The sequence below is a fragment of the Paenarthrobacter sp. NPDC089307 genome (assembly GCF_040685055.1).
Classification (GTDB): domain Bacteria; phylum Actinomycetota; class Actinomycetes; order Actinomycetales; family Micrococcaceae; genus Arthrobacter.
This window is the reverse complement of record NZ_JBFBHE010000006.1, coordinates 307476-328075: the sequence shown is the minus strand read 5'-3', so window position 1 is coordinate 328075 and position 20600 is coordinate 307476. Positions and strand designations below refer to the sequence as shown.

Here is a 20600-nt window from a genome sequence, read left to right as displayed (position 1 = left end):
GAACGACCTGATCTGCGACCTAGTTGGGTTCGGCGTCCGCGATCCGCAGCTTCGCCACGTTTTCAGCCAGTACGCGGCGGGCATCGTCCCCGAGGAGTGAATCCGTGATGAGCTCGTCTGCTTCTTCCAACTGGGCAATCGAGGCAATACCCACCACACCCCACTTGCTGTGGTCAGCGAGGACGACAGTGCTGCGGGCCGACGACATGAAAGCCCTGTCAGTCTCCGCCTCGAGCAGGTTGGGGGTGGTGAAACCTGCCTGCGCATCCATGCCGTGGACACCGAGGAAGAGCAGGTCAAGGTGGAGTTGTTTCAGGGACGACGTGGCGATCGGTCCCACCAAGGCGTCCGAGGGCGTGCGCTCACCGCCGATCAGGATCACCGTGGATCCGAAACGGCCCGGGCCCGAAGAGGCTCCATGGTGGAAGAGGTCCGCAATCCGCACCGAGTTGGTCACGACGGTGATCCGGGGTCCGTTGACGAGTTCCTTGGCCAGCGCCCACGTGGTGGTGCCGGCGCTCAGGCCAATCGCCATGCCTTCCTGGACCATGGAGGCGGCCTCGACGGCGATCGCATGCTTTTCCGCTGTGAGCTGGGTGGATTTCAGCTCGAATCCGGGTTCGTGCGTGCTGGCATCGCCGGGAAGCTTTGCCCCGCCGTGGATGCGCTCAACGCGGCCTGTTTCCTCCAGGGCTTCGATGTCGCGCCGGACGGTCATGGGGGAGACGCCCAGCAGTTGGGCAAGGTCCGAAACCCGCACCACGCGTTCGCGCTGGACGGCATCGATGATGGCTGAGTGGCGTGCTGCCTGAAGCATCAGGGCCTTTCTGGAAACCTCGTCAAACATGCGTCTGGTCTGGCACCAGTCTAGGACGCGGTCCCCTTTTAACCGCACGACGACGCCGGTTAACCACACGACGGCGCCCCTCACCCCGGGAGGTGAGCGGCGCCGTCGAGCGTTCAGGCCTTGGGACGCTACTTGCGCAGCGACTCCGCGATCTGGGTCATGATGCCCGGGTCTGCCAGGGTGGTGGCGTCGCCGGTGTCGCGGCCTTCTGCGATGTCTTTCAGGAGGCGGCGGACGATCTTGCCGGAGCGGGTCTTGGGCAGTTCCGGCACGATCAGGAGCTGCTTGGGCTTGGCGATCGGGCCGATTTCCTTGCCCACGTGGTTGCGTAGTTCCAGGACGGTTTCGTCGCCGTTGTTCACGGCGTCACCGCGAAGGATGACGAACGCGACGACGGCCTGGCCGGTGGTTTCGTCGGCGGCACCGACGACGGCGGCTTCGGCGACGGACGGGTGCGAGACCAGCGCGGATTCGATTTCCGTGGTGGAGAGGCGGTGGCCGGAGACGTTCATGACATCGTCCACGCGGCCAAGGAGCCAGACGTCGCCGTCTTCGTCCTTCTTGGCACCGTCACCGGCGAAGTACATGGCCTCGAACCGGGACCAGTAGGTGTCCTTGAAGCGCTCGGGGTCACCCCAGACACCGCGCAGCATGGAGGGCCAGGGTTCGCGGACCACCAGGTAGCCGCCTTCGCCGTTGGCCACGGACTCACCGGCCTCGTCCACCACGTCCACAGCGATACCGGGGAGCGGAACCTGCGCCGAGCCGGGCTTGGTGGCGGTGACTCCGGGCAGGGGTGCGATCATCTGCGCGCCGGTTTCGGTCTGCCACCAGGTGTCCACGATCGGGGCGGGGTGTTCCTTCTTTTCGCCCTTCTTGCCGGCGTTCGCGCCGATGACGTCGCGGTACCACATCCACGCCTCCGGGTTGATGGATTCGCCCACGGAGCCCAGCACCCGGATGGAGGAGAGATCGTACTTGTCCGGGATGTCCCGGCCCCACTTCATGAACGTGCGGATGGCTGTGGGCGCGGTGTACAGGATGGAGACCTTGTACTTCTCCACGATCTCCCACCAGCGGCCCTGGTGCGGGGAATCCGGTGTGCCTTCGTACATGACCTGGGTTGCGCCGTTCACGAGCGGCGCATAGGTGACGTAGGAGTGGCCGGTGACCCATCCGACGTCGGCCGTGCACCAGTACACGTCCGTCTCTGGGTGGAGGTCGAACACGGTCTTGTGCGTGTAGGCGGTCTGGGTCAGGTAGCCGCCGGTGGTGTGCAGGATGCCCTTGGGCTTGCCGGTGGTACCCGAGGTGTACAGGATGAACAACGGGTGCTCGGCGTCATGCCCGACGGCGGTGTGTTCCGTTGCTGCCTTGTCCACGGTATCGCTCCACCAGAGGTCGCGGCCTTCAACCCAGTTGACGTCCTCGCCGTTGCGCTTGACCACCACGACATTCTGGACGGTATGACCCTCTTTGCCGAGGGCTTCGTCCACGGCTGGCTTCAGGGGGCTGGGCTTGCCGCGGCGGTAGGTGCCATCGGCGGTGACCACCAGCTTGGCTTCGGCGTCTTCGATCCGGGAGCGCAGTGCGTCCGCGGAAAAGCCACCGAATACTACAGAGTGCACGGCGCCGATACGGGCGCAGGCAAGCAGCGTGATGACGGCCTCGGGGATCATGGGCAGGTACACGGCCACACGGTCGCCCTTGGCAACGCCGAGTGACTCGAAAGCGTTGGCAGCTTTCTTTACTTCCCGGGTGAGTTCCGCGTACGTGTAGGTGCGGGTATCGCCGGGTTCGCCTTCGAAGTAGATCGCAACGCGGTCTCCCAAGCCGTTTTCAACGTGGCGGTCCAGCGCGTTGTAAGCAGCGTTGACTTCGCCGCCGACAAACCACTTGGCGAACGGCGGGTTGGACCAGTCAAGTGCCTCGGTGAAGTCCTTGTCCCAGCTCAGCAGCTCGCGGGCTTGCTTTGCCCAGAACGCCGGACGGTCAGCCTCGGCCTCTTTATAGGCATCCGCCGTTGCGATGGCGTTCGCGGCAAACTCTGCCGATGGCGCGAACTTGCGGTTCTCGTGAAGGAGGTTTTCAAGGGCCTCGACGTGTGTGGATCCGGTGGTGTCCTGGGACATGGTGAACCTCATTATTCATCGATCTTTGCTGCGGGAGCCCGCCGTCAGGCCCGCAGAGTACTGTCCGCCCTCCACACTATCGCCTTGGGAGGTCCTACGTGTGCGTGGTCACAAATGCGCCAGCGAGCGGCATATTTTTAGCGCCGAATGGCACCTTTCGCGTTTGGGAAACGCTTACATGACGAACGACGGCGACCCCCGCCTCCCGCGCGAAGGCCTCCGGGGTGGGGCGGCCGTCTGTAAGTAACCTTGGAGTTTGCTGTGGGCCGGACGCTGTGACCGTTTTCAGCTGGAACGCTGTCAGGGGGGTGGCATAGGCTGAAGAGGTCTTGGGACGCATCTTCAGGCGTGTCCGGTGATGCCGCGGAATCCTGCGGAAGTCATTGGACCGGACTGCCCAAGGCGCCGCCGCACGAAGGAGAAATACATGAACCAGCTGAGCCCAGGACCGCATGACTCACAAGCGACGGGACCGGACACCACGGCTGGAACGGCCACTGCACCAGGTGGCAACGCTGCTGCGCAGGGTACCCCTGCCGCACCAGGAAAAAGTGACACCACCGCCAGCGGAGCGTCCAAGTTCGACGCCGTCGCTGGCCCCTTCACCGTCCGGGACCTGACCGTCTTTGGCTCCGCGCTCCTGATGTTCGTTGCATCGCTTCTGCCTATGTTCGGCTCGCTCTACAACCTCTGGAACGTGGGAAGCCTGTTCTTCCTTTTGTTGGGCATCATCCTGCCGTTGATCGTTGTGGCGCTTTTCGTTGCCCGTCGGCTGCAGCCGGGAACCATCGTCCGCGTCGGGTCCCTTTCAATTGACCAGTTCGCGTCCGTCGTAGCGTCCTTTGCGTTCACGTTGTTCTTCCTGGTCGCTGCCAGTTCATTCAACGGCAGCGTACTTCTGGGCCTGGTGGGCTCCGTTGGCTTGCTGGCCTCCACGGTTCTTGCGCCGCACCTGCCTTTGCTCTCCGCCGACTTCAAGGGACGAGCCGAAACACCGGCCCATGTGGTTGCCCGTGAGGCAGCAGTTCCCAGCCGTAAGCCTGCAGCACCCAAGGCACCGAAGGAACCCAAAACCCCTAAGCCGAGCGCTGCTGCGGCCCCTACGTCCATGGCGGGCGCTTCCGGTGTGGGTGCTTCCGGCGTGGGCGCTTCCAGCGTGGGCGCTTCCAACGCTGGCGCTTCCAACGCTGGCGCCGTGTCCAGCCCCTTCGCACCGCCGGCCACATATGGAATCACGCCGTCGCAGGCAACTGAAGCTCCCGCCGTCGTGCACTCTGCCGACAGCAAGTCCGCCGGAGCCGCCGTGCCCGAAACCGCATCGGGAATTTCCGGCGCCGGTGCCTCTGCCGTGCCGGCAGCTGCGGGGGATGATTCCGTCAAGGAAGCGCCCACCCCAGACGCTCCCGCAGAAACCCCGTCTCCCTCTTCCGAGCCCGCCACCACCCAGCACGCCCAGCAGCCGGCGGCGCAGCAGCCAGCAGCTCAGCCGGCGGCGCAGCAGCCCGCAGCTCAGCCGGCGGCGCAGCAGCAGCCGTGGGCGGCAACCATGGCAACCCCGATCGTCTCCGGCGACACCCGGAAGGTCAGCGATACGATTGGCGCCACGGTGGACCCGGCGAGTCGTCCGGAAGAGTCCGACGCCCCGCAGTACGAGGCGTTTTGGTTCGCCGTAGCCCAGCCCCGCACCGCGTACGACGAACACTCGGGCGCTCCGTCCTTCACCATCGAACCCGGCGGTTGGGTGCTCGCACTCGAAGACCGAGGCCATGAGTTCCTGGTCCAGGACACCGACGGCAAGGTCGGGGTTCTCCGGGAGCTCAGCAACATCGAACGCGGCTAGGCAGGGACGCCGTGGCCATCGCCGAAGCTGGTTCGCTGCTCGCACTCAAGCGCCGGGCACGCAAGATCAACAGGGTCCTGGCAGACAAATATCCGTATGCGCATGCGGAGCTGGACTTCAGGAACCCCTTTGAGCTGGTGGTGGCCACGGTCCTTTCCGCCCAAACCACGGATGTGCTTGTCAACCAGGTCACCAAGATCCTGTTTGCCCGGTATCCGGATGCCCGCACGATGGCCGAGGCCGATCCCGCCGAGCTTGAGGCCATTCTTCAGCCGACGGGCTTCTTCAGGGCCAAGGCCCGGAACGTCCTGGCGCTCAGCACACGGTTGGTGGATGAATACGACGGCGAGGTCCCCGGCAGGCTCGAAGACCTGGTGACGCTTCCCGGCGTCGGGCGCAAAACCGCCAACGTAGTGCTGGGTAATGCCTTCGGAGTACCCGGCATCACGGTGGACACGCATTTTGGACGGCTGGCCCGCAGGTTTGGCTGGACCGCTTCGGATGACCCCGTGAAGATCGAGTTTGATGTTGCAGAACTTTTTGAGCCGCGGGACTGGACCATGCTCTCGCACCGGGTGGTGTTTCACGGGCGTCGGGTTTGCCACTCCAGGAAGCCGGCCTGTGGGGCATGCCCGGTGGCCAGCCTTTGTCCGAGCTACGGCGACGGCGAAACGGATCCCGTCAAAGCCGCCAAGCTCCTGAAATACGAGCTCGCTCCGGGCAATGAAGAACTGCTGGAAAAGCTGTTGGCCGAGACCCACCGCGCCGCGGAGATCCGCATGGAATCCCAAAGGAGGCCGGGGTGACGGCTCTGGAGGAACTGGCCGCCCTGGTGACCCGTTTCGAGACGGGCCAACAGGAGCACTCCGCTCTCTGGGACATGCTTCCCGTGACGGCCGAGACCAACCGGGCAGCTGCCGTGCTCATGCTTTTCGGCGTCCTGGATGACATTCCAGCCGAGTCGGGGCGGCCCATCGCTCCAGCCGACCTCGACGTCCTGCTGCTGGAGCGGGCACACACCCTGGACGATCATCCGGGGCAGGTGGCGTTCCCCGGCGGCAGTGTGGACCCCGAGGATGAGTCGGTAATAGCTGCGGCACTGAGGGAAGCCGTGGAAGAAACAGGGCTCGACGCCGGAGGCGTGCGCGTCCTGGGTGTCATCCCCGAACTTGGCCTCATCCGCAGCAATTTCCGGGTGACGCCGGTGCTGGCGTGGTGGGACGCCCCGTCACCGGTGCGGGTGGTGGACTACGCCGAATCCGCACAGGTTTTCAGGGTGCCCGTCCGGGACCTTCTGGACCCTGCCAACCGGGTCACGGCCACACTCTCACGCTTCGGCCGTACTTTTACGAGCCCCGGCTTTACCATCAATGGCGTTCTGGTTTGGGGTTTTACCGGAATGGTCCTCAGCGGCCTCTTCGATGAACTGGGCTGGACGGTCCCTTGGGACCGGGCCAAACTTCACCACATCGACCTCTGACCGCGCCGCCGGTGCAGCTGTTCAGGCGGCCTTGCGCTCCGGCGTCGAGCGGTCCACGATCAGTCCTGTTGCGGCGTTTTCCCGTACAGCGTTGATGCCTGCCACCACCCCGTCCAGATGGGGAAACGTGGGCGACTCGGCCACGACGGTTCCATCGGCTGCCGTGAGGCGAAACCGGTACGCGTGGTCGTTTTCCTTGAGAATTTCAAACCTGCCTGCCATGCTCTTCCCCCTTGTGATGCTTCCTTGCATGCTCCGTGGAACGTATCCACATAGTGAAAATATCGGGAAGTGGAGGCCAACCAAAGTCGCCCGTAACGGCTTGGTCATCGAACCTCATATGGGGTGATGTGACTGGATACTCCGGCCGCATCCCGCTAACCTGCGGCTACTTCGCCTTGTCGTAAGACTCGACGACGGCGACGCTCACCGGAAATTCCACCGGAATCCGCCCGAACATCAGCTCTTTGGCAGCAGCGGCGGACTCTTCAATGGCGCGGATGCAGGCGTCAACGGCGATGTCAGGGGCGTGGATCATCACCTCATCGTGCAGGAAGAAGACGAGTTCCCCGGACGGCGAACCTTCGGCGCGCAAGGTGCGCAACCGCCGTCGCAATTCAGCCAGCCAGCACGCCGCCCATTCTGCTGCCGAGCCCTGGACAACGAAGTTTCGCGTAAAGCGGCCCCGTGAGCGCGCCAGGTTGTCCGCCCGGCGTTGTTCCTCCGCGGTGGTCGATTGCTGGCTCCGCACCCAACCGGTCGACGGCGGCGGGCTGCTTCGCCCGAGCCGTGTGGTTACTGTCCGGCCGGCTTCACCCTCCCGGGCTGCCTGCTCCACGAAGCCCACTGCGCGCGGATATGTCCGTGCCAATTGGGGCATCAGCCTGCCCGATTCACCCGTGGTGGCACCGTAAATCGCACCCAGGAGCGCAATTTTTGCTTTGGCCCTGTCGCCACCAAAGCCCTGTGCTGCGATGCCCGCATAGAGGTCCTTATCGCGTGCAGCCTCGGCCATTTTCGTGTCTTGGGCCAAGGCAACCAGAACCCGGGGTTCGAGCTGTGACGCGTCAGCGACGATCAGTTTGTGCCCGGGGTCTGCGTGCACCGCCGCGCGGATGTTGCGCGGGATTTGCAGGGCGCCGCCGCCGCGCGAAGCCCAGCGGCCGGATACAACGCCACCCACCACATACTCGGGGTGGAAGCGTCCGTCGCGGACCCATGCGTCCAGCCAGGCCCATCCGTTGGCGGTGTGGAGGCGGGAGAGTTTTTTGTACGCCAGCAGGGGCTGGATGGCAGGGTGCTTCGACTCCTGGAGTTCCCACTGCCGCGTGCTCTTGACCTCGATTCCGTTGCGGTGGAGTGCACGCATGAGGTCCTGCGGGGAATCCGGGTTCAGGCTGGGGGAGTTGAGGATCGTCCTGAGCTCAGCACACAGTGCTTCCAAGGCCGGCGGCCGGTGTCCGGGGGCCGGGCGGGGCCCCAACACATCGGCCAGGATCTGCTGGTGCAGCTCCTCACGCCAAGGGACGCCGGCGTGCTGCATCTCGACGGCGATGATCGCGCACGCTGATTCCGCTGCCAGCAGCAACTGCAGGCGTTGCCTTCGCTGGTGGTCCGTGGCCACGTGGGCCACCGCCTCTTGCTGGGCAGCGAATTCCGCTTTCAGTTCAGCCAGCCCCACCTTGGGGTCCGACGGTGCGAGGTCCTCAAAGAGCAGGCCTTGATCCGCAGAGGGCGGTGGCGGCTGGAGGAGCCGGGGCGGGTTGTCGTCGTCCTGCGTGAGGTGGACCGCGTTCCTGGCATAGTCCGTGTGGGCAGTGAATTCCGAGTGCGCCAGTATTGCCCCGCACAGCGCCAAGTCATGGCATCGCTCAAGCTCGATGCCCTGGGCCAGCAGTTCCGGGTACCACTCCTGGGCCCGATGCCATACCCAGCGTGGCCGCTGGGCTTCGTATTCACGCACGACGCCGGGCAGCTCACCGCGGGTGAGGACGCGGGCGTCGGCGGTGGCCTTTCCCGAGGGAGAGAGCCGCTGTATGGCTGCGCCATCCGGGTGGGCGGCAAGCAGCAAATACATGGACTCCATTCTGCCCTGTTGGCCACGCTGCTGCCGTGCACCGGGCTTTCCCGCGGGCGACTTGTCCTCCACATCTCCGGTTGGCGCATCGTTATGGGCAGGTTTTGCACATACGGGCATCCCGTACTTATCAAGGTCAGGGGACTCGGACAGTGTGGGTCCATGAGCAAGCGAAATCGTCGGTACAGGCAACCCATCGGCCAGATGACGGAAGGGGACCCGGATGGCCACTGGCTGCCCGGGGATGCCTCCGGGGTCCTTCTTGTTTCGGGGGATCCATACCTCCAGGAGGAAGCAAAGAGGATAGTGGCCGCGGCAGGTGGAAGCCTTCGAACAACGGTTGACGTCTCGGAGGCTGTCCACGGATGGGACAGCGCCGATGTCGTCCTGGTGGGAAGCGATGTTCGTGAGCTGCCACCCCGGCGGAGGGCTCCCTCGGTGCTGCTGGGCAGGGCCGGTGAAGGAGACGATCTCTGGCGTTTGGCTGCGGCTCTGGGAGCAGAACGGGTGGCAGTCCTTCCCGAAGCGGCTGCCTGGTTGGCTGAGCACCTGAGCATGTCCGGCTCGCCCGATCCTGGAGGAACAGTTACTGGGATCGTCGGTGGGTGTGGTGGTGCAGGGGCGTCAACGGCGGCCATCTGGATGGCCCAGGCGGGGGCCTCGGAAGGCATCAGCACGCTGCTTGTCGACGGCGATCCCTGGGGAGGCGGACTGGAACTTGCCATCACGGATGAACCCGTCCCCGGCCTCCGGTGGCCGGACTTCCAGGAAAGCAGGGGAAGCATTGACCCTGGCCAGTTCCGGGATTCCCTGCCGACCGCCGGTGGTTTCACGTACTTGTCCTGGCCTGGTACCCGGGAGTCCGTGCGAAGTCCTGATGCGGGAGCCGTTGCCGCGGTCATGGATGCTGCACGCCGGGGGTTCGAGCTCATCATCGTGGACCTTGGACGGACCGGCGAGGGCGTGGGACGGCTCGCATGGGACTGCGACAAACTCCTGCTGCTGACAACCGCCCACCTGAGGGCAGCCGTGGCATCTGCCCGGATACTTGACGAGCTCCCGCACGTGGATACCGGACTTCTGGTGCGGGGGAACAATGCCTCCCCGGTGAACCCATCAGTCATCGCTGAATCGCTGGGGCTCCCACTGGTCGGGGTAGTCCCCGAGGTCCGTGGAGCCGCAGCCGGCACAGAACTGGGCCGTTTGCTTGAAGTGGGCCGCCGCAAGGACGTCGGCCGCTTCACAAACAGCGTGTTGGAACTGAACTGGGCCGTGCAATGAGCAGATATGTTCAGGGACCGCGCCGCCGGCAAGCCCCGAAGCTGGACTCCCTGCTTCTTGAGACAGTCCGCGAATCCGTACTTGCAGGCAGCGGACCGGTCACACCCTCAACCGTTGCGGCGGCCGTTCAAGCCAGCGGAAGGTTGCTGGGCACTGCCGGTGCATTGGAGGCCGCTGAATCGATCAATGCCGAATTGAACGGACTGGGACCCTTGCAGGAGCTGGCCCGGAATCCATTGGTCACAGATATTTTCGTCAACGGACCTGATTCGGTGTGGTTTGACCGCGGACGGGGCCTGGAACGCAGTTCCATACGGTTTGACGCCGAGCACCAGGTCAGGGCGCTCGCGTCCCGACTGGTAGCCGCTGGCGGACGCCGGCTCGATGACGGTTCCCCGTGCGTCGATGTCAGGCTCAACGGGGGCTACCGCGTTCACGCAGTGCTTGCGCCCATCTCCACGGCAGGCACCCTCCTGTCCATCCGCATACGACGAGAAGAGGTTTTTACGCTGTCAGAGCTGAGGGAAGGCGGCATGTTCTCCGAACAGGTTGAGGCCGTTCTGCGGGCCATCATCGCGCGGAGGCTGAGCTTCTTGATCAGCGGTGCGACGGGCTCCGGAAAGACCACGCTCCTTTCCACCATGCTGGGGCTCAGCCACCCGGACGAACGCCTGGTCCTGATTGAGGATGCCGCTGAGCTCAATCCCGTCCATCCCCACGTGGTCAGCCTTGAATCCCGCCATGGAAACCTGGAAGGAGGAGGCGCCCTGGACCTGGGCGAACTGGTCCGCCAGGCGTTGCGAATGCGGCCCGACCGGTTGATCGTCGGAGAATGCCGGGGCGCTGAGGTCCGTGAACTGCTGACAGCCCTGAACACCGGGCATACAGGTGGCGGTGGAACCATACACGCCAACACAGCTGAAGCCGTGCCTGCGCGTCTTGTGGCCCTCGGCGCGCTCGCGGGATTGAATGCCGAGGCTGTCCAGTTGCAGGTCGCTTCGGCTCTGGACGTAGTGATTCATGTGGACAGAACCCAGGCTGGGCGGAAAGTGGCTTGCATCGGTGTGATGGCCCAAACCCCCAAAGGACCCGAAGTTGTGGCAGCCCTGAGCCTGGGCCCTGCAGGTATGGTGCACGGCCCAGCCTGGCCGGAACTCTCCAGCCGGATTGCCTTGGAACCCCGCGCATGATGAGCGTCCTGGTCCTCGTTCTGGCATTTGCTGTATGGCTGCAGCTCCGGCACAAAGAGGCCAACCGCCGCCGCATCACGAGGGGCCTGGGCCGGCGCGGGGACACCGGCGCCCGTCCCTCACGCTTACTGGGCATCGTTCGTCCCCGGCTACGACGACCTCCTGATTCGCTCTCCTTGGTGGTCGTGGTCCAGCAGCTTGCGGCACTCCTGCGTGGTGGCCGCGGGACGTCGCGGTTGTGGGAGGAGCTTTGGATCGTCCACGGTCCCCGGTCATCCGGGGATCCGGCAGTTCCCCCACATGCCGAAAATGGAGCAGCGTCGCTTTCCGGTAACTCCTTGAAAGTGCTCGGAGCGGCGCGTGCCGCCTCAGGCGTTGGAAATTCTCCCGCCGATGCGATCCGCGGAACAGCGGCCGGGATCTACCCACTGCGCGGAAGCTCCGAGCGCAGGGTGTGGATGGAACTGGCCGCTTGCCTGGACATAGCTGAAACCAGCGGGTGCCCCCTTGCCGACCTCCTCACCCGTTTTGCGGCACAACTCGAAGCCGAAGAAGATGCCGAGGCCGCACGCCAGACAGCGCTCGCAGGGCCCAAGGCCACCGTTCGCCTGCTGTCATGGCTCCCATTGTTCGGACTGGTGCTCGGCATGGCCCTGGGCGTCGACCCGTTCGGTATCCTGCTGAACAACCCATGGGGCGTTGCCACTTTCGCGGCCGGACTGCTGCTCACGGCTGCCGGGCGAATCTGGTCCTCCAAGCTGGTCACAGCTGCAGCCGGAGGCATCTGATGCCCGGAGTTTCGATCCTGCTCATGATGGGTGTTCTGGCGCTGGCAGCCTTCATCTTCTTCAGGCCCCCGAACCGCGCCCGCGCATTGCTTGCGGACCAGTCTGCCTCGTCCACGGCCGGCAACGCTCCGGACAAACCCAGTTATCCAGCAGACGGTCTTCGCGATACCGCCATGATGCTGGAATTGCTTGCTTCCATGCTGGATGCAGGAGCCGGCATCGGGCGGGCGCTGGAACTCCTTGCCGGATCGGCCTCCCCTCCCATCAGCCAATCATTGAGACCCGTCGTGGCAGCTTTGGCCATAGGCGCGGACTGGGAGACCGCTTGGCACACGCCCGCGCCGCATGCAGCTGAGATCCTGCGACTGAAAGATGCGTTGGCCTTTGCTGCCCTTACCGGCGCTCCTTCGGCGTCGATCCTGTACGCACAAGCGGCCAGGGAGCGTCGTGGGCAATTCAGGGCCGCTGAGAAACGGGCGGCCGCCCTGGGCGTGAAGCTTGTGGTGCCCTTGGGACTTTGCTCCCTCCCGGCTTTCATCTGTCTGGGCATCGTTCCTGTCCTGATCGCCATGGTTCCCTCGGCATGACAGTGCGGTCCTGGGTCTCCGCTGTCCCGGGCCCGCTGTAGTCCCCGGGACTTGCACTGCTCCTCCACATTCGGGCTTTTCGGAGGGTTTATCCACTTCCGGGAATCCTGTTCTTCCGGACCTCATGGGGCCACGGAAGAGTCGAATCAGCCAGTGAGCGCTGGCATCTCTTGAAAGGAAAGCACCATGAAAGAAACCATCAGCCCTCCCGCCACCTCCCGAGCCGAGCCCGACGTCACAACATTGCCCGGCGCGGCGGAAGCAGGATCCCACAGGGCAGTCGTGGCGGTGCGGAACATGGAGCAGGGAAGTGATCCCGTACGGTCGCGGGCCCGCCCCGGGCGCCAGCCTGGCAGCCACTTAGGGAGCCGGCAACGCCGTTGGGGAGGTCGTTGGGCAAGCTTTTGGGCAAGTCTTTGGCCAAGTCCTTGGCAAAGGAGCCGGGCATGGACGGGGCCGGGACAGCGGCTCATGGGCTCGGAGTCGGGTATGGCCACGGCCGAATACGCGATTACCACGCTGGCAGCGGTTGGTTTGGCTGGTTTGCTGGTGGTCATCCTTCGCAGCGAAGAAGTCCGGGGGTTCCTGCTCAATGTGATCCGCACGGCTCTGTCCCTGCCATGACAAAAGTGCTGCTTGCTGGCAGGAAGGCGGCCGTAGGAGCGCCGGAATACGGCGCCGTTACCGCCGAGTTCGCTGTTGCTTTGCCTGCTGTGGTGCTGCTTCTGGCTTTCCTGTTGGCAGGTGGCGCTGCAGGCATCACGCAATTGCGGTTGGAGGAGGCGGTGAGGGCCGGTGCCAGGGCCTCCGCCCGGGGCGAAACCAGGGATTCGGTGGAAAACACCGTCCGACGGCTTGCGGGGGAGGGCGTCAGTTCGTCACTGACAGACGACGGCGGATGGCTGACAGTCACTGCTTCATCGCCGGTTGAGGGAGCCCTTGGCCCGCTGATCCCATGGCGACTCACGGCATCTGCGGCCGCCCGGGCGGAGGCAGGAACCCCGTGACAAAGGAAACCAGGGGCTTGGCTGCCGAACGCGGGTCGGGGTCGGTGCTTGCCTTGGCCCTGGGAGCTGTGGTGATGGCACTCCTGCTTGGGCTGCTCCTGCTGGCCCAGGCAGGAGTCATGGCGTCGCGGGCGGCATCTGCTGCCGACCTCGCGGCCCTTGCTGCAGCCGATGCTGCCCGGGGACTGACCTCAGGAGAGCCGTGTGCCGTGGCTGCAGATGTGGTGGGGCATCACAGCGCAACCCTTACCTCCTGCACGGTGGTGGGAGGCGAGGTGGTGGAGGTCGTCACCGAGCTGGCTTATCCCTTCAACTGGGGAGTCGCCAAGGGTCGTGCCAGGGCGGGACCACCTCCGTAAGGAGCAGTTGGCTAGGCGGCGTCCTTCAGCAAGACGCCAAGGAGTGTGATGGCGGCTGCCTTGTCCAAGGGATTGTTCTTGTTGCCGCATTTGGGGGACTGTACACAGGAGGGGCAGCCGGCTTCGCACTCACAGGCCTTGATGGCATCCCGGGTGGCAGTCAGCCATGTTTTGGCCTTTTCGAAGCCCCGCTCCGCGAATCCTGCGCCACCGGGATGTCCGTCGTAGACAAAGATCGTAGGAACCCCGGTATCGGCGTGCAGGGCAGTGGAAACCCCACCAATGTCCCAGCGGTCGCTGGACGCCACCAGGGGCAGGAGCCCGATGGCAGCGTGCTCTGCGGCATGCAGTGCACCGGGGAACTCCGCTTCCACCAACCCTGCTCCATGCAGGGATCTGTTGTCCACCACGAACCAGACGGCCTTGGTGAACAGGTCACGGGCGCCCAGATCCAATGGCTCCTCACCGAGGATCTCATTTGAAATCAATGCTTTGCGCTGGAAGGAAACAACTTGGGTAGTTACTTTGACGTCGCCGAAGTGCACGGTGATGTCTCCCCATTGAACCGAGCGTGTCGTTTCGAGAACCTCGATCTGCGTCACGTCCCGCGCCGTGGTGTAGAAGTCCGGATTCACCCGGCGCACCATGACGCAATGGTCGGTCTCGTTGAGATCCTCCACCAGGTAGCTGTCACCCTGATGGACATAGATGGCGCCGGTATGGGCCTGGTAATGCGTCTGCGGCGAGTCCATGGTTCCCAGGAGGGAGCCGGTTTCGGCGTCCACAATGCTGACGGGCCCGCCGCCGTCGGCCCGCAGGTTCACCATGCCTGCCGCGCTCTCCGGATGCGTCCAGAACCAGCCGGCTGGCCTTTTGCGCAAATAACCCTGGGTTACCAGCCGGTCAAGAAGGCCTTCGGCTGTGGGGCCGAAGAGATCCAGCTCCGCCGGGCCGATGGGCAACTCTGCAGCTGCCGCACACAGGTGCGGGCCCAGGACGTAGGGGTTGCCCGGATCAAAGACCGTGGCTTCCACCGACACATCAAAGATTGCCTCCGGGTGATTCACCAGGTAGGTATCAAGGGGATCGTCGCTGGCAACAAAAGCAGCGATGGCGTCCTGCCCTGCACGGCCCGCCCGGCCGATCTGTTGGAACAGGGAAGCGCGGGTACCGGGCCACCCGGCCACGAGCACGGCGTCCAGTCCCGAAATATCAATCCCGAGCTCCAATGCGGACGTGCTCGAGACCCCGAGCAGTTGGCCGGACCTCAGTGCTTGCTCCAAGGCACGCCGTTCTTCGGGCAGGTAGCCGGATCTGTAGGCGGCCACCCGCCCCGGCAGGCTGGGATCCACCTCGTCCAGGAGTCTCTTGGTGATGGACGCAATGGACTCCGCCCCGCGACGGGACTTGATAAACGCGATGGTGCGGACCCGGGAAGAAACCAGGTTGGCCAGGATGTCGGCCGTTTCGGCAACTGCTGTACGGCGTTGCTTGGCCCCGTTCTCACCCTTGACATCGGTCAGTGCAGGCTCCCAGAACGCCACGGTTGTGGATCCGTGCGGGGAGCAATCTTCGGATACTTCACGCACGGGAGCTCCGATAAGCCTCCCGAACGACACCGCGGGATCGGACGCGGTGGCAGACGCCGCGATGAACACCGGTTCGGGGAAGGAAGTCCCCGCACCGTAGTACGCGCAGATCCGGCGGAGTCGCCTCATGAGATTTGCTACATGCGAGCCAAAGACTCCACGGTAACTGTGTGCTTCGTCCACGATCACGTAGCGCAACCTGCGGAAGAACCTGGCCCACCACGTGTGGTTGGGGAGGATCCCGAAGTGCAGCATGTCCGGGTTCGCCAGGATGAAATTGGCATGGTCCCGGATCCAGCGCCGGGAGGAGACGTCGGTGTCGCCGTCGTATGTTTCTGCCCGAACAGTGGGCAGTTTCAGTGCCCGGATGGCTGCGAGCTGGTCCGCGGCCAGCGCCTTGGTGGGGGACAGATAAAGCGTGACGGCGCCGTCGTCGTGGATTTTTCCGGGATCAGACAGTACACGCAGCTCGGAACGGTGTATCGCATCCAATGCCGGCAGCTGATAGGCCAGCGACTTTCCGGAGGCTGTCCCGGTGGCGATCACCACGTGTTGGCCGCCATGGGCGATCTCTGCAGCCTGGATCTGGTGCCGGTACGGTTCGTTGATGCCCAGAGATCCGTAGGCGGCCACGACATCCGGATGTACCCAACCCGGCCAGGGCTCGTTGACCGCCTTCCGCGCCGGGATGGTGTGGACATGGCGGAGCTGCTCAGGGTCCTGGGTCCGGCCCAGCAGGGAGATCAGAGAATTCGGTGCAGCCACCGAATCATTCTGTCACTGTGCGGAGACGCCGACGGCGGCTCCCGGGAGAGCCGCCGTCGAACAGGTCCGCCGAAGGGCGCGCTTTACTTGCCGGAGAGGTCTGAACCCTCCGCGCCGCTGACGGACATCATGAGCACGTGGCACACAACGTCCCACCCAAGATGCGAGTACAGCTTCTGGCCATCCAGCGAGGCAAGGAGGAGGCCGTTTTCAACATCGTGCGAGAAAGCCTGGGCGGCCAGGGCCTTCATGATGAAGCTGCCCAACCCGCGGCGTTGGAATCCCGGCTCGGTGACGATCTTGTCGAACACGGCCGTGCCGTTCACCACAAACACCCTGCCGCTGGCAGCGACTTGTTCGCCGGAATGCACCACCGCGTGGTGCACACCGTTCGACTCAGAGGTAGCGAGTTCGAGGTCGTCGTCAGGAAGCCAGGGATCCTCGGCATCCTGGGTTTCCATGTCGACGATCATCATGGTCTGGGACGCGGACGTCACCGTCAAGCCATGTTGTTCGGCCAAGTATTTGTACCGTTGGACGTCGTTGGTGAGGATCGTCAGGATCCGGCTTGGAGCCTCCGCGGTCTTGCCCGCCAGGGCGGTGAACTCGTCGTCGGAAGGATCGTGGGCGAAGTACTCCCAGTCACCGGTCTTGTCGGCGCGAAGTGCGGCAGGGAAGCGTCCCTCTTGGCGTGACTCATAGCCGCGGCAGCCGGACCAGCCGGCCACCCAGACCTCCAAGAGGTGCGCAATGTCTTCAACCAAGGCGTCTGGACTCATGTAGAGAGACTATGCCAGCGCTCCCTGAAGGAACAGAGCGATGTCTGGGGAAGGACGGTTGCTTATTGAATTGTGACGTGGACGCTCCGCCACGCTCGGTTTTACAGCACCAAGTACCCTTTAACAGTGGCTTTGAACCGAATTGTGCTCTTCTATGGCTTTACCCCGATCGCCGACCCCGACGCCGTGCGTCTGTGGCAGCGCGCCCTCTGCGAAAAACTGGGTCTCACTGGCCGGATCCTCATTTCCAAGGACGGCATCAACGCCACCGTGGGCGGCGAGCTGAACAACATGAAGCAGTACGTGAAGACCACACGGGAGTACAAGGGGTTCCACGGGATCGATTTCAAATGGTCCGAGGGCGGAGCCGACGATTTCCCGCGGCTCAGCGTCAAGGTCCGCGACGAGATTGTCTCCTTCGGCGCTCCAGGTGAGTTGAAGGTTGACGAGAACGGCGTCGTGGGCGGCGGCAAGCACCTGCAGCCCGAAGAACTCCACGCGTTGGTGGACGCGAAAAGGGCAGGCGGTGACGACGTCGTGTTTTTCGATGGCCGCAATGCCTTCGAGGCCCAAATCGGCAAATTCAAGGACGCAATCGTTCCCGACGTCGACACCACGCACGACTTCATCAAGGAACTCGATTCCGGCAAGTACGACGACCTCAAAGACAAGCCGGTGGTCACCTACTGCACCGGCGGAATCCGTTGCGAAGTGCTCTCCAGCCTGATGGTCAACCGGGGCTTCAAGGAGGTCTACCAGTTGGATGGCGGCATCGTCCGCTACGGAGAGACCTTCAAGGACAAGGGCCTGTGGGAGGGGTCCCTCTATGTGTTCGACAAGCGCATGCACGTCGAATTCAGCGAGGAAGCCAAGACCATTGGCGAGTGCGTGAGGTGTGCATCACCCACCAACAAATTCGAGAACTGCTCCAACCCCAGCTGCCGCACGCTGACCCTTTACTGCGCCGAATGCGCTTCAAGCCCGGAAACACTCCGTTGCCCGGGTGGCTGCGACGCCGCCTGAGGGGAACTTCACAGCCTGCTCACGCGGTAGGCAAAGTTGGCATCGGCCCCGGTGCCCACTGTGATGGAAAGGACTGCGTCCTTGTCCAGCTGGACCACGCTGACCCGCGCGTTGGCGCACCCCAGGGTGAGGTCAACGAGTTCAGCCTCGCCCAGCTTGACCGCGAAAGCCACCCGCCGCGTGCCGCGGCAGGCCAAGGTCACTGCGTACGTGCCGCCTGGCAGCTGGACGGTTTGCTCGGTCCTTGACTCGCCAGCGCCCAAAAAGCCACTGCTCGAATAGAACGACTGTCCCTGCGACTGGGGCAAAGCAGCGGTGGCCCACTCGTCCAAGGCCTTGCCGGTGACGGTCTTGTCCAAGGCGGGGTCCGGCGGGAGAACTACGTTGGCCGCAGTCGAACTGGCGCTGGCCTCGGCTTTGCCGCCGTCCTCGTAGGTATATTCACAGGCACTCACGCTTCCGCACAGCACAAGGAGTCCGACGGCGGCCCTCGCCAGCCGCTGTACCGTTACGGAGGGAGCCGCCCTGCTGCCCATGAGCTGACTTTACGCCCGTGCGGGCTTCGGCTGAAGGGCACCTTTGTGAGGTGGTTACGACGCCCTAGCTGGTCGCAGGGACCAGATGGTAAGCAAAGACCAGAGGGGCGTCCACGCTGCTTGTCGAGATGCTGATGGCTCCGCTTCCCGGCACCTTGATCTTCACAACGTCCAGGCTGCCATTGCAGGCTGCGGCGGCGTCGGTGATCTTCCCTCCGCCGGAGGAGACTGCGAAATACGCCTTGCCGCCGCCATCGCACGCCATCGTCAGCGTGTAACTTCCGGCCGGAACGTTGGCGGACTCCTTGACCAGCGGATCACGGTTGAGAATCTTGCCCGAATCCTCCAACACGGCCGTGCTGGCTGCGGGGAGCACCTTTTCCCTCCAGGCAGGGACGTCCGCGTCCTGGATGTTGACCGGAGCCTGGCACGCTGAGACTCCCAGCAGCGAAGCAGCCGAGATGGCAACAAGGCCGGCAAAGCGCCCTGTGGAGGAGAAGTTGAGCATGGTTCCAACGCTACCGGGTTCAAGAGCCCTGCTTTGTCCACATAGCGCCAATGACGAACCCACAGTGCAGCTGCGCCACCCCTACACTTGCAAGGTGACTGACACAGCTTCCTTCTTTACCGCAGGCAATACAGACGATGCTCCCCGCAGTGACCAGCCGGACCTCCTGAGGGCCCTCGCCGCGGATCTTCGCGCCATCTCCTACACCGTGGACGGAGTGGCCGCACTCTTGGGGGAGTCGGCCTCGGAAGCACTGTCCAGGGACCAGCTCGTTCCCGCCCTTTTGGCCAGTGAGCGCCAGGTGGCCTCTGAAGAACCGGCCCTCCGCGCACTGGCAGTCATCGTCCGCCTGTGGCTGCTCGCGGTTCCGCAGACCGTCGCCGACGTCGATTCCGCCCTGCCGGGGACAGGATCCCGGGGGCTTGAGGTACTCGGACTGGTTATCCTCGAGTCTGGGATGGTCCGGGCAAAGGTGGACCTCCGCCCTTATGGCTGGGATGCCAACGCCGATGGCACTGGGGGAGCGGAACTCTGGGTGGCCAGCGACCTCGCCGCCCACCAGCAACCCGGAGTCTTGAGGCACGATCATGTGCTGGGAATAGGCCGGGCTTCCACCACACTCGTCCAGACGACATCCAGGCAGCACACTGCACGGGCCCTGGACCTTGGCACCGGCTGCGGCATCCAGACGTTCCACCTGCTCCACCACTGCGAGCATGTCACCGCCACGGACATCTCCGTCCGGGCGCTCGCCTTCACCCGCTTCAACCTCCTGCTCAACGCCGAGGAGCTGGACCTGGACCCGAACAACCTTGAGGGCCGCGTGAGCCTGAGGCTGGGCTCGCTGCTCGAGCCCGTGGCCGGGGAATTGTTCGGCCTGGTGGTGTCCAACCCGCCCTTCGTCATTACACCCCGTACCGGTGGGGAGTCGTCGGCCGAGCAATTCACTTACCGGGATGGGGGATTGCCGGGGGACGAGATTGTGGCATCACTGGTGCGGTCCCTGGATACGGTCCTTGAACCGGGTGGGACGGCCCAGATGCTGGGGAACTGGGAGGTTGCTGCAGGCGCCGGATGGAAGGACCGTCCCCAAGCTTGGCTCAAGGACTCCGGCCTGGATGTGTGGTTTATCCAGCGCGAGCAGGTTGGACCTGAACAATATGCCGAAACCTGGTTGCAGGACGCCTCGCAGAACCGTGAGGGTGAGCAATACAAGGACGCCTATGCTGCCTACCTCAGCGACTTCGCGTCCAGGAATGTCCAAGGAATCGGTTTTGGAATGATCTGGCTCCGCCGCCCCGGGCCCGGGCGCGGTGCGGTCATCAACCGTTTCGAGGAGATCACCTATCCCATCGAGCAGCCGATCGGGCCGCACCTGGGGGCCGCGGTAGAGCGGGCTGACTGGGTGGCCGCAAACGCCATCCCCGAGGCACATCTGGTTGTGGCGGAGGACGTTACCGAAGAACGGCACCAGCGTCCCGGAGCCGCGCACCCGGGAGTCATCCTTCTGCGTCAGGGCGCTGGCCTCCGGCGAACCAATTTGCTGAGTACTGAACTCGCCGGCTTCGTCTCGGCCTGCGACGGACAATTGTCCGTCCGGCAGATAGTTTCTGCTTTGGTGGCGCTCCTTGGCGGTGGCGACACCTTTGATGAAGATGCCTTCCGTGAGGGCCTGTTCAGCGAGGTCACCAACCTCGTCCTGGAGGGTTTCCTGCTTCCGGACCCTGACCGGTACAGCTCGTGAGTGGACCAGCCGCACCTGGGGCACCGGAATCCGGCTCCCCCGTTAGTGACCCTGACTACACTGATGAA

General features: G+C 64.2%; 19 protein-coding genes and 1 pseudogene. 12 read left to right on the top strand and 8 right to left on the bottom strand.

The features are described 5' to 3' along the window. Window positions 1–19: 19 nt before the first annotated feature. Both AB0N72_RS16915 and acs read right to left on the bottom strand, forming a co-directional pair. Window positions 20–817, bottom strand: a complete 798-nt coding sequence (locus tag AB0N72_RS16915) for a DeoR/GlpR family DNA-binding transcription regulator (RefSeq protein ID WP_363933300.1) — start codon at window positions 815–817, stop codon at window positions 20–22. A 158-nt stretch (window positions 818–975) separates the two neighbouring features. Then, complete coding sequence (acs, locus tag AB0N72_RS16910; protein WP_363932727.1) at window positions 976–2979, bottom strand: acetate--CoA ligase; 2004 nt, start codon at window positions 2977–2979, stop codon at window positions 976–978. A 427-nt stretch (window positions 2980–3406) separates the two neighbouring features. On the opposite strand from acs, the gene AB0N72_RS16905 reads away from it, so the two are divergent. From AB0N72_RS16905 to AB0N72_RS16895, 3 genes are read left to right on the top strand one after another with little or no spacing between them, the layout of a single operon-like run. Next, window positions 3407–4819, top strand: coding sequence for a hypothetical protein (locus tag AB0N72_RS16905; RefSeq protein WP_363932729.1), 1413 nt, complete (start codon window positions 3407–3409; stop codon window positions 4817–4819). An 11-nt stretch (window positions 4820–4830) separates the two neighbouring features. Beyond that, window positions 4831–5625, top strand: a complete 795-nt coding sequence (gene nth / locus AB0N72_RS16900; protein WP_363932731.1) for an endonuclease III — start codon at window positions 4831–4833, stop codon at window positions 5623–5625. Continuing rightward, window positions 5622–6299: a CoA pyrophosphatase gene (locus tag AB0N72_RS16895; protein ID WP_363932733.1), complete on the top strand. Its 678-nt coding sequence runs from the start codon at window positions 5622–5624 to the stop codon at window positions 6297–6299. Before nth ends, AB0N72_RS16895 begins: the two co-directional genes overlap by 4 nt. A gap of 21 nt (window positions 6300–6320) precedes the next feature. Here AB0N72_RS16895 and AB0N72_RS16890 read toward each other — a convergent pair whose 3' ends face one another. Continuing rightward, the gene (locus AB0N72_RS16890) at window positions 6321–6521 is read right to left on the bottom strand and encodes a DUF1508 domain-containing protein (RefSeq protein ID WP_363932736.1); all 201 of its coding nucleotides are present in this window, start codon (window positions 6519–6521) and stop codon (window positions 6321–6323) included. 166 nt (window positions 6522–6687) lie between these two features. Next, on the bottom strand, window positions 6688–8376 hold the full coding sequence (locus AB0N72_RS16885) for a bifunctional 3'-5' exonuclease/DNA polymerase (protein ID WP_363932739.1): 1689 nt from the start codon (window positions 8374–8376) through the stop codon (window positions 6688–6690). A 162-nt stretch (window positions 8377–8538) separates the two neighbouring features. Here AB0N72_RS16885 and ssd point away from each other — a divergent pair, with 162 nt between their 5' ends. From ssd to AB0N72_RS16850, 7 genes and pseudogenes are all read left to right on the top strand, one after another. Next, the gene (gene ssd, locus AB0N72_RS16880) at window positions 8539–9657 is read left to right on the top strand and encodes a septum site-determining protein Ssd (RefSeq protein ID WP_363932741.1); all 1119 of its coding nucleotides are present in this window, start codon (window positions 8539–8541) and stop codon (window positions 9655–9657) included. Further along, a complete protein-coding gene (locus tag AB0N72_RS16875) occupies window positions 9654–10847 on the top strand; it encodes a TadA family conjugal transfer-associated ATPase (RefSeq protein ID WP_363932744.1) in 1194 nt (397 codons plus the stop codon). Before ssd ends, AB0N72_RS16875 begins: the two co-directional genes overlap by 4 nt. After that, window positions 10844–11635 (top strand): hypothetical protein, encoded by a 792-nt coding sequence (locus tag AB0N72_RS16870; RefSeq protein WP_363932746.1) that lies wholly within the window; start codon window positions 10844–10846, stop codon window positions 11633–11635. Before AB0N72_RS16875 ends, AB0N72_RS16870 begins: the two co-directional genes overlap by 4 nt. Next, window positions 11635–12222 carry a type II secretion system F family protein gene (locus tag AB0N72_RS16865; RefSeq protein WP_363932747.1) on the top strand — a complete coding sequence of 196 codons (588 nt, stop codon included), beginning with the start codon at window positions 11635–11637 and terminating at the stop codon, window positions 12220–12222. The genes AB0N72_RS16870 and AB0N72_RS16865 overlap by 1 nt, the downstream gene beginning before the upstream one ends. Before the next feature lie 465 nt (window positions 12223–12687). Continuing rightward, window positions 12688–12846, top strand: a pseudogene (locus tag AB0N72_RS16860) (DUF4244 domain-containing protein); the annotation flags it as partial. Beyond that, a complete protein-coding gene (locus tag AB0N72_RS16855) occupies window positions 12843–13229 on the top strand; it encodes a TadE family type IV pilus minor pilin (protein ID WP_363932750.1) in 387 nt (128 codons plus the stop codon). The pseudogene AB0N72_RS16860 and the gene AB0N72_RS16855, both read left to right, overlap by 4 nt. Continuing rightward, window positions 13226–13588, top strand: a complete 363-nt coding sequence (locus tag AB0N72_RS16850) for an Rv3654c family TadE-like protein (RefSeq protein WP_363932752.1) — start codon at window positions 13226–13228, stop codon at window positions 13586–13588. Before AB0N72_RS16855 ends, AB0N72_RS16850 begins: the two co-directional genes overlap by 4 nt. Before the next feature lie 11 nt (window positions 13589–13599). Here AB0N72_RS16850 and AB0N72_RS16845 read toward each other — a convergent pair whose 3' ends face one another. Both AB0N72_RS16845 and AB0N72_RS16840 read right to left on the bottom strand, forming a co-directional pair. Then, window positions 13600–15942, bottom strand: a complete 2343-nt coding sequence (locus AB0N72_RS16845; RefSeq protein WP_363932753.1) for a DEAD/DEAH box helicase — start codon at window positions 15940–15942, stop codon at window positions 13600–13602. 83 nt (window positions 15943–16025) lie between these two features. Further along, a complete protein-coding gene (locus AB0N72_RS16840) occupies window positions 16026–16721 on the bottom strand; it encodes a GNAT family N-acetyltransferase (RefSeq protein ID WP_363932756.1) in 696 nt (231 codons plus the stop codon). A gap of 126 nt (window positions 16722–16847) precedes the next feature. Here AB0N72_RS16840 and AB0N72_RS16835 point away from each other — a divergent pair, with 126 nt between their 5' ends. After that, window positions 16848–17744: a rhodanese-related sulfurtransferase gene (locus AB0N72_RS16835; RefSeq protein ID WP_363932758.1), complete on the top strand. Its 897-nt coding sequence runs from the start codon at window positions 16848–16850 to the stop codon at window positions 17742–17744. 8 nt (window positions 17745–17752) lie between these two features. Here AB0N72_RS16835 and AB0N72_RS16830 read toward each other — a convergent pair whose 3' ends face one another. Further along, a complete protein-coding gene (locus tag AB0N72_RS16830) occupies window positions 17753–18280 on the bottom strand; it encodes a hypothetical protein (protein ID WP_363932761.1) in 528 nt (175 codons plus the stop codon). 64 nt (window positions 18281–18344) lie between these two features. Further along, window positions 18345–18788 carry a hypothetical protein gene (locus tag AB0N72_RS16825; protein ID WP_363932763.1) on the bottom strand — a complete coding sequence of 148 codons (444 nt, stop codon included), beginning with the start codon at window positions 18786–18788 and terminating at the stop codon, window positions 18345–18347. A gap of 94 nt (window positions 18789–18882) precedes the next feature. Here AB0N72_RS16825 and AB0N72_RS16820 point away from each other — a divergent pair, with 94 nt between their 5' ends. After that, window positions 18883–20532 carry a methyltransferase gene (locus tag AB0N72_RS16820; protein ID WP_363932764.1) on the top strand — a complete coding sequence of 550 codons (1650 nt, stop codon included), beginning with the start codon at window positions 18883–18885 and terminating at the stop codon, window positions 20530–20532. The last annotated feature ends 68 nt before the right edge of the window (window positions 20533–20600 follow it).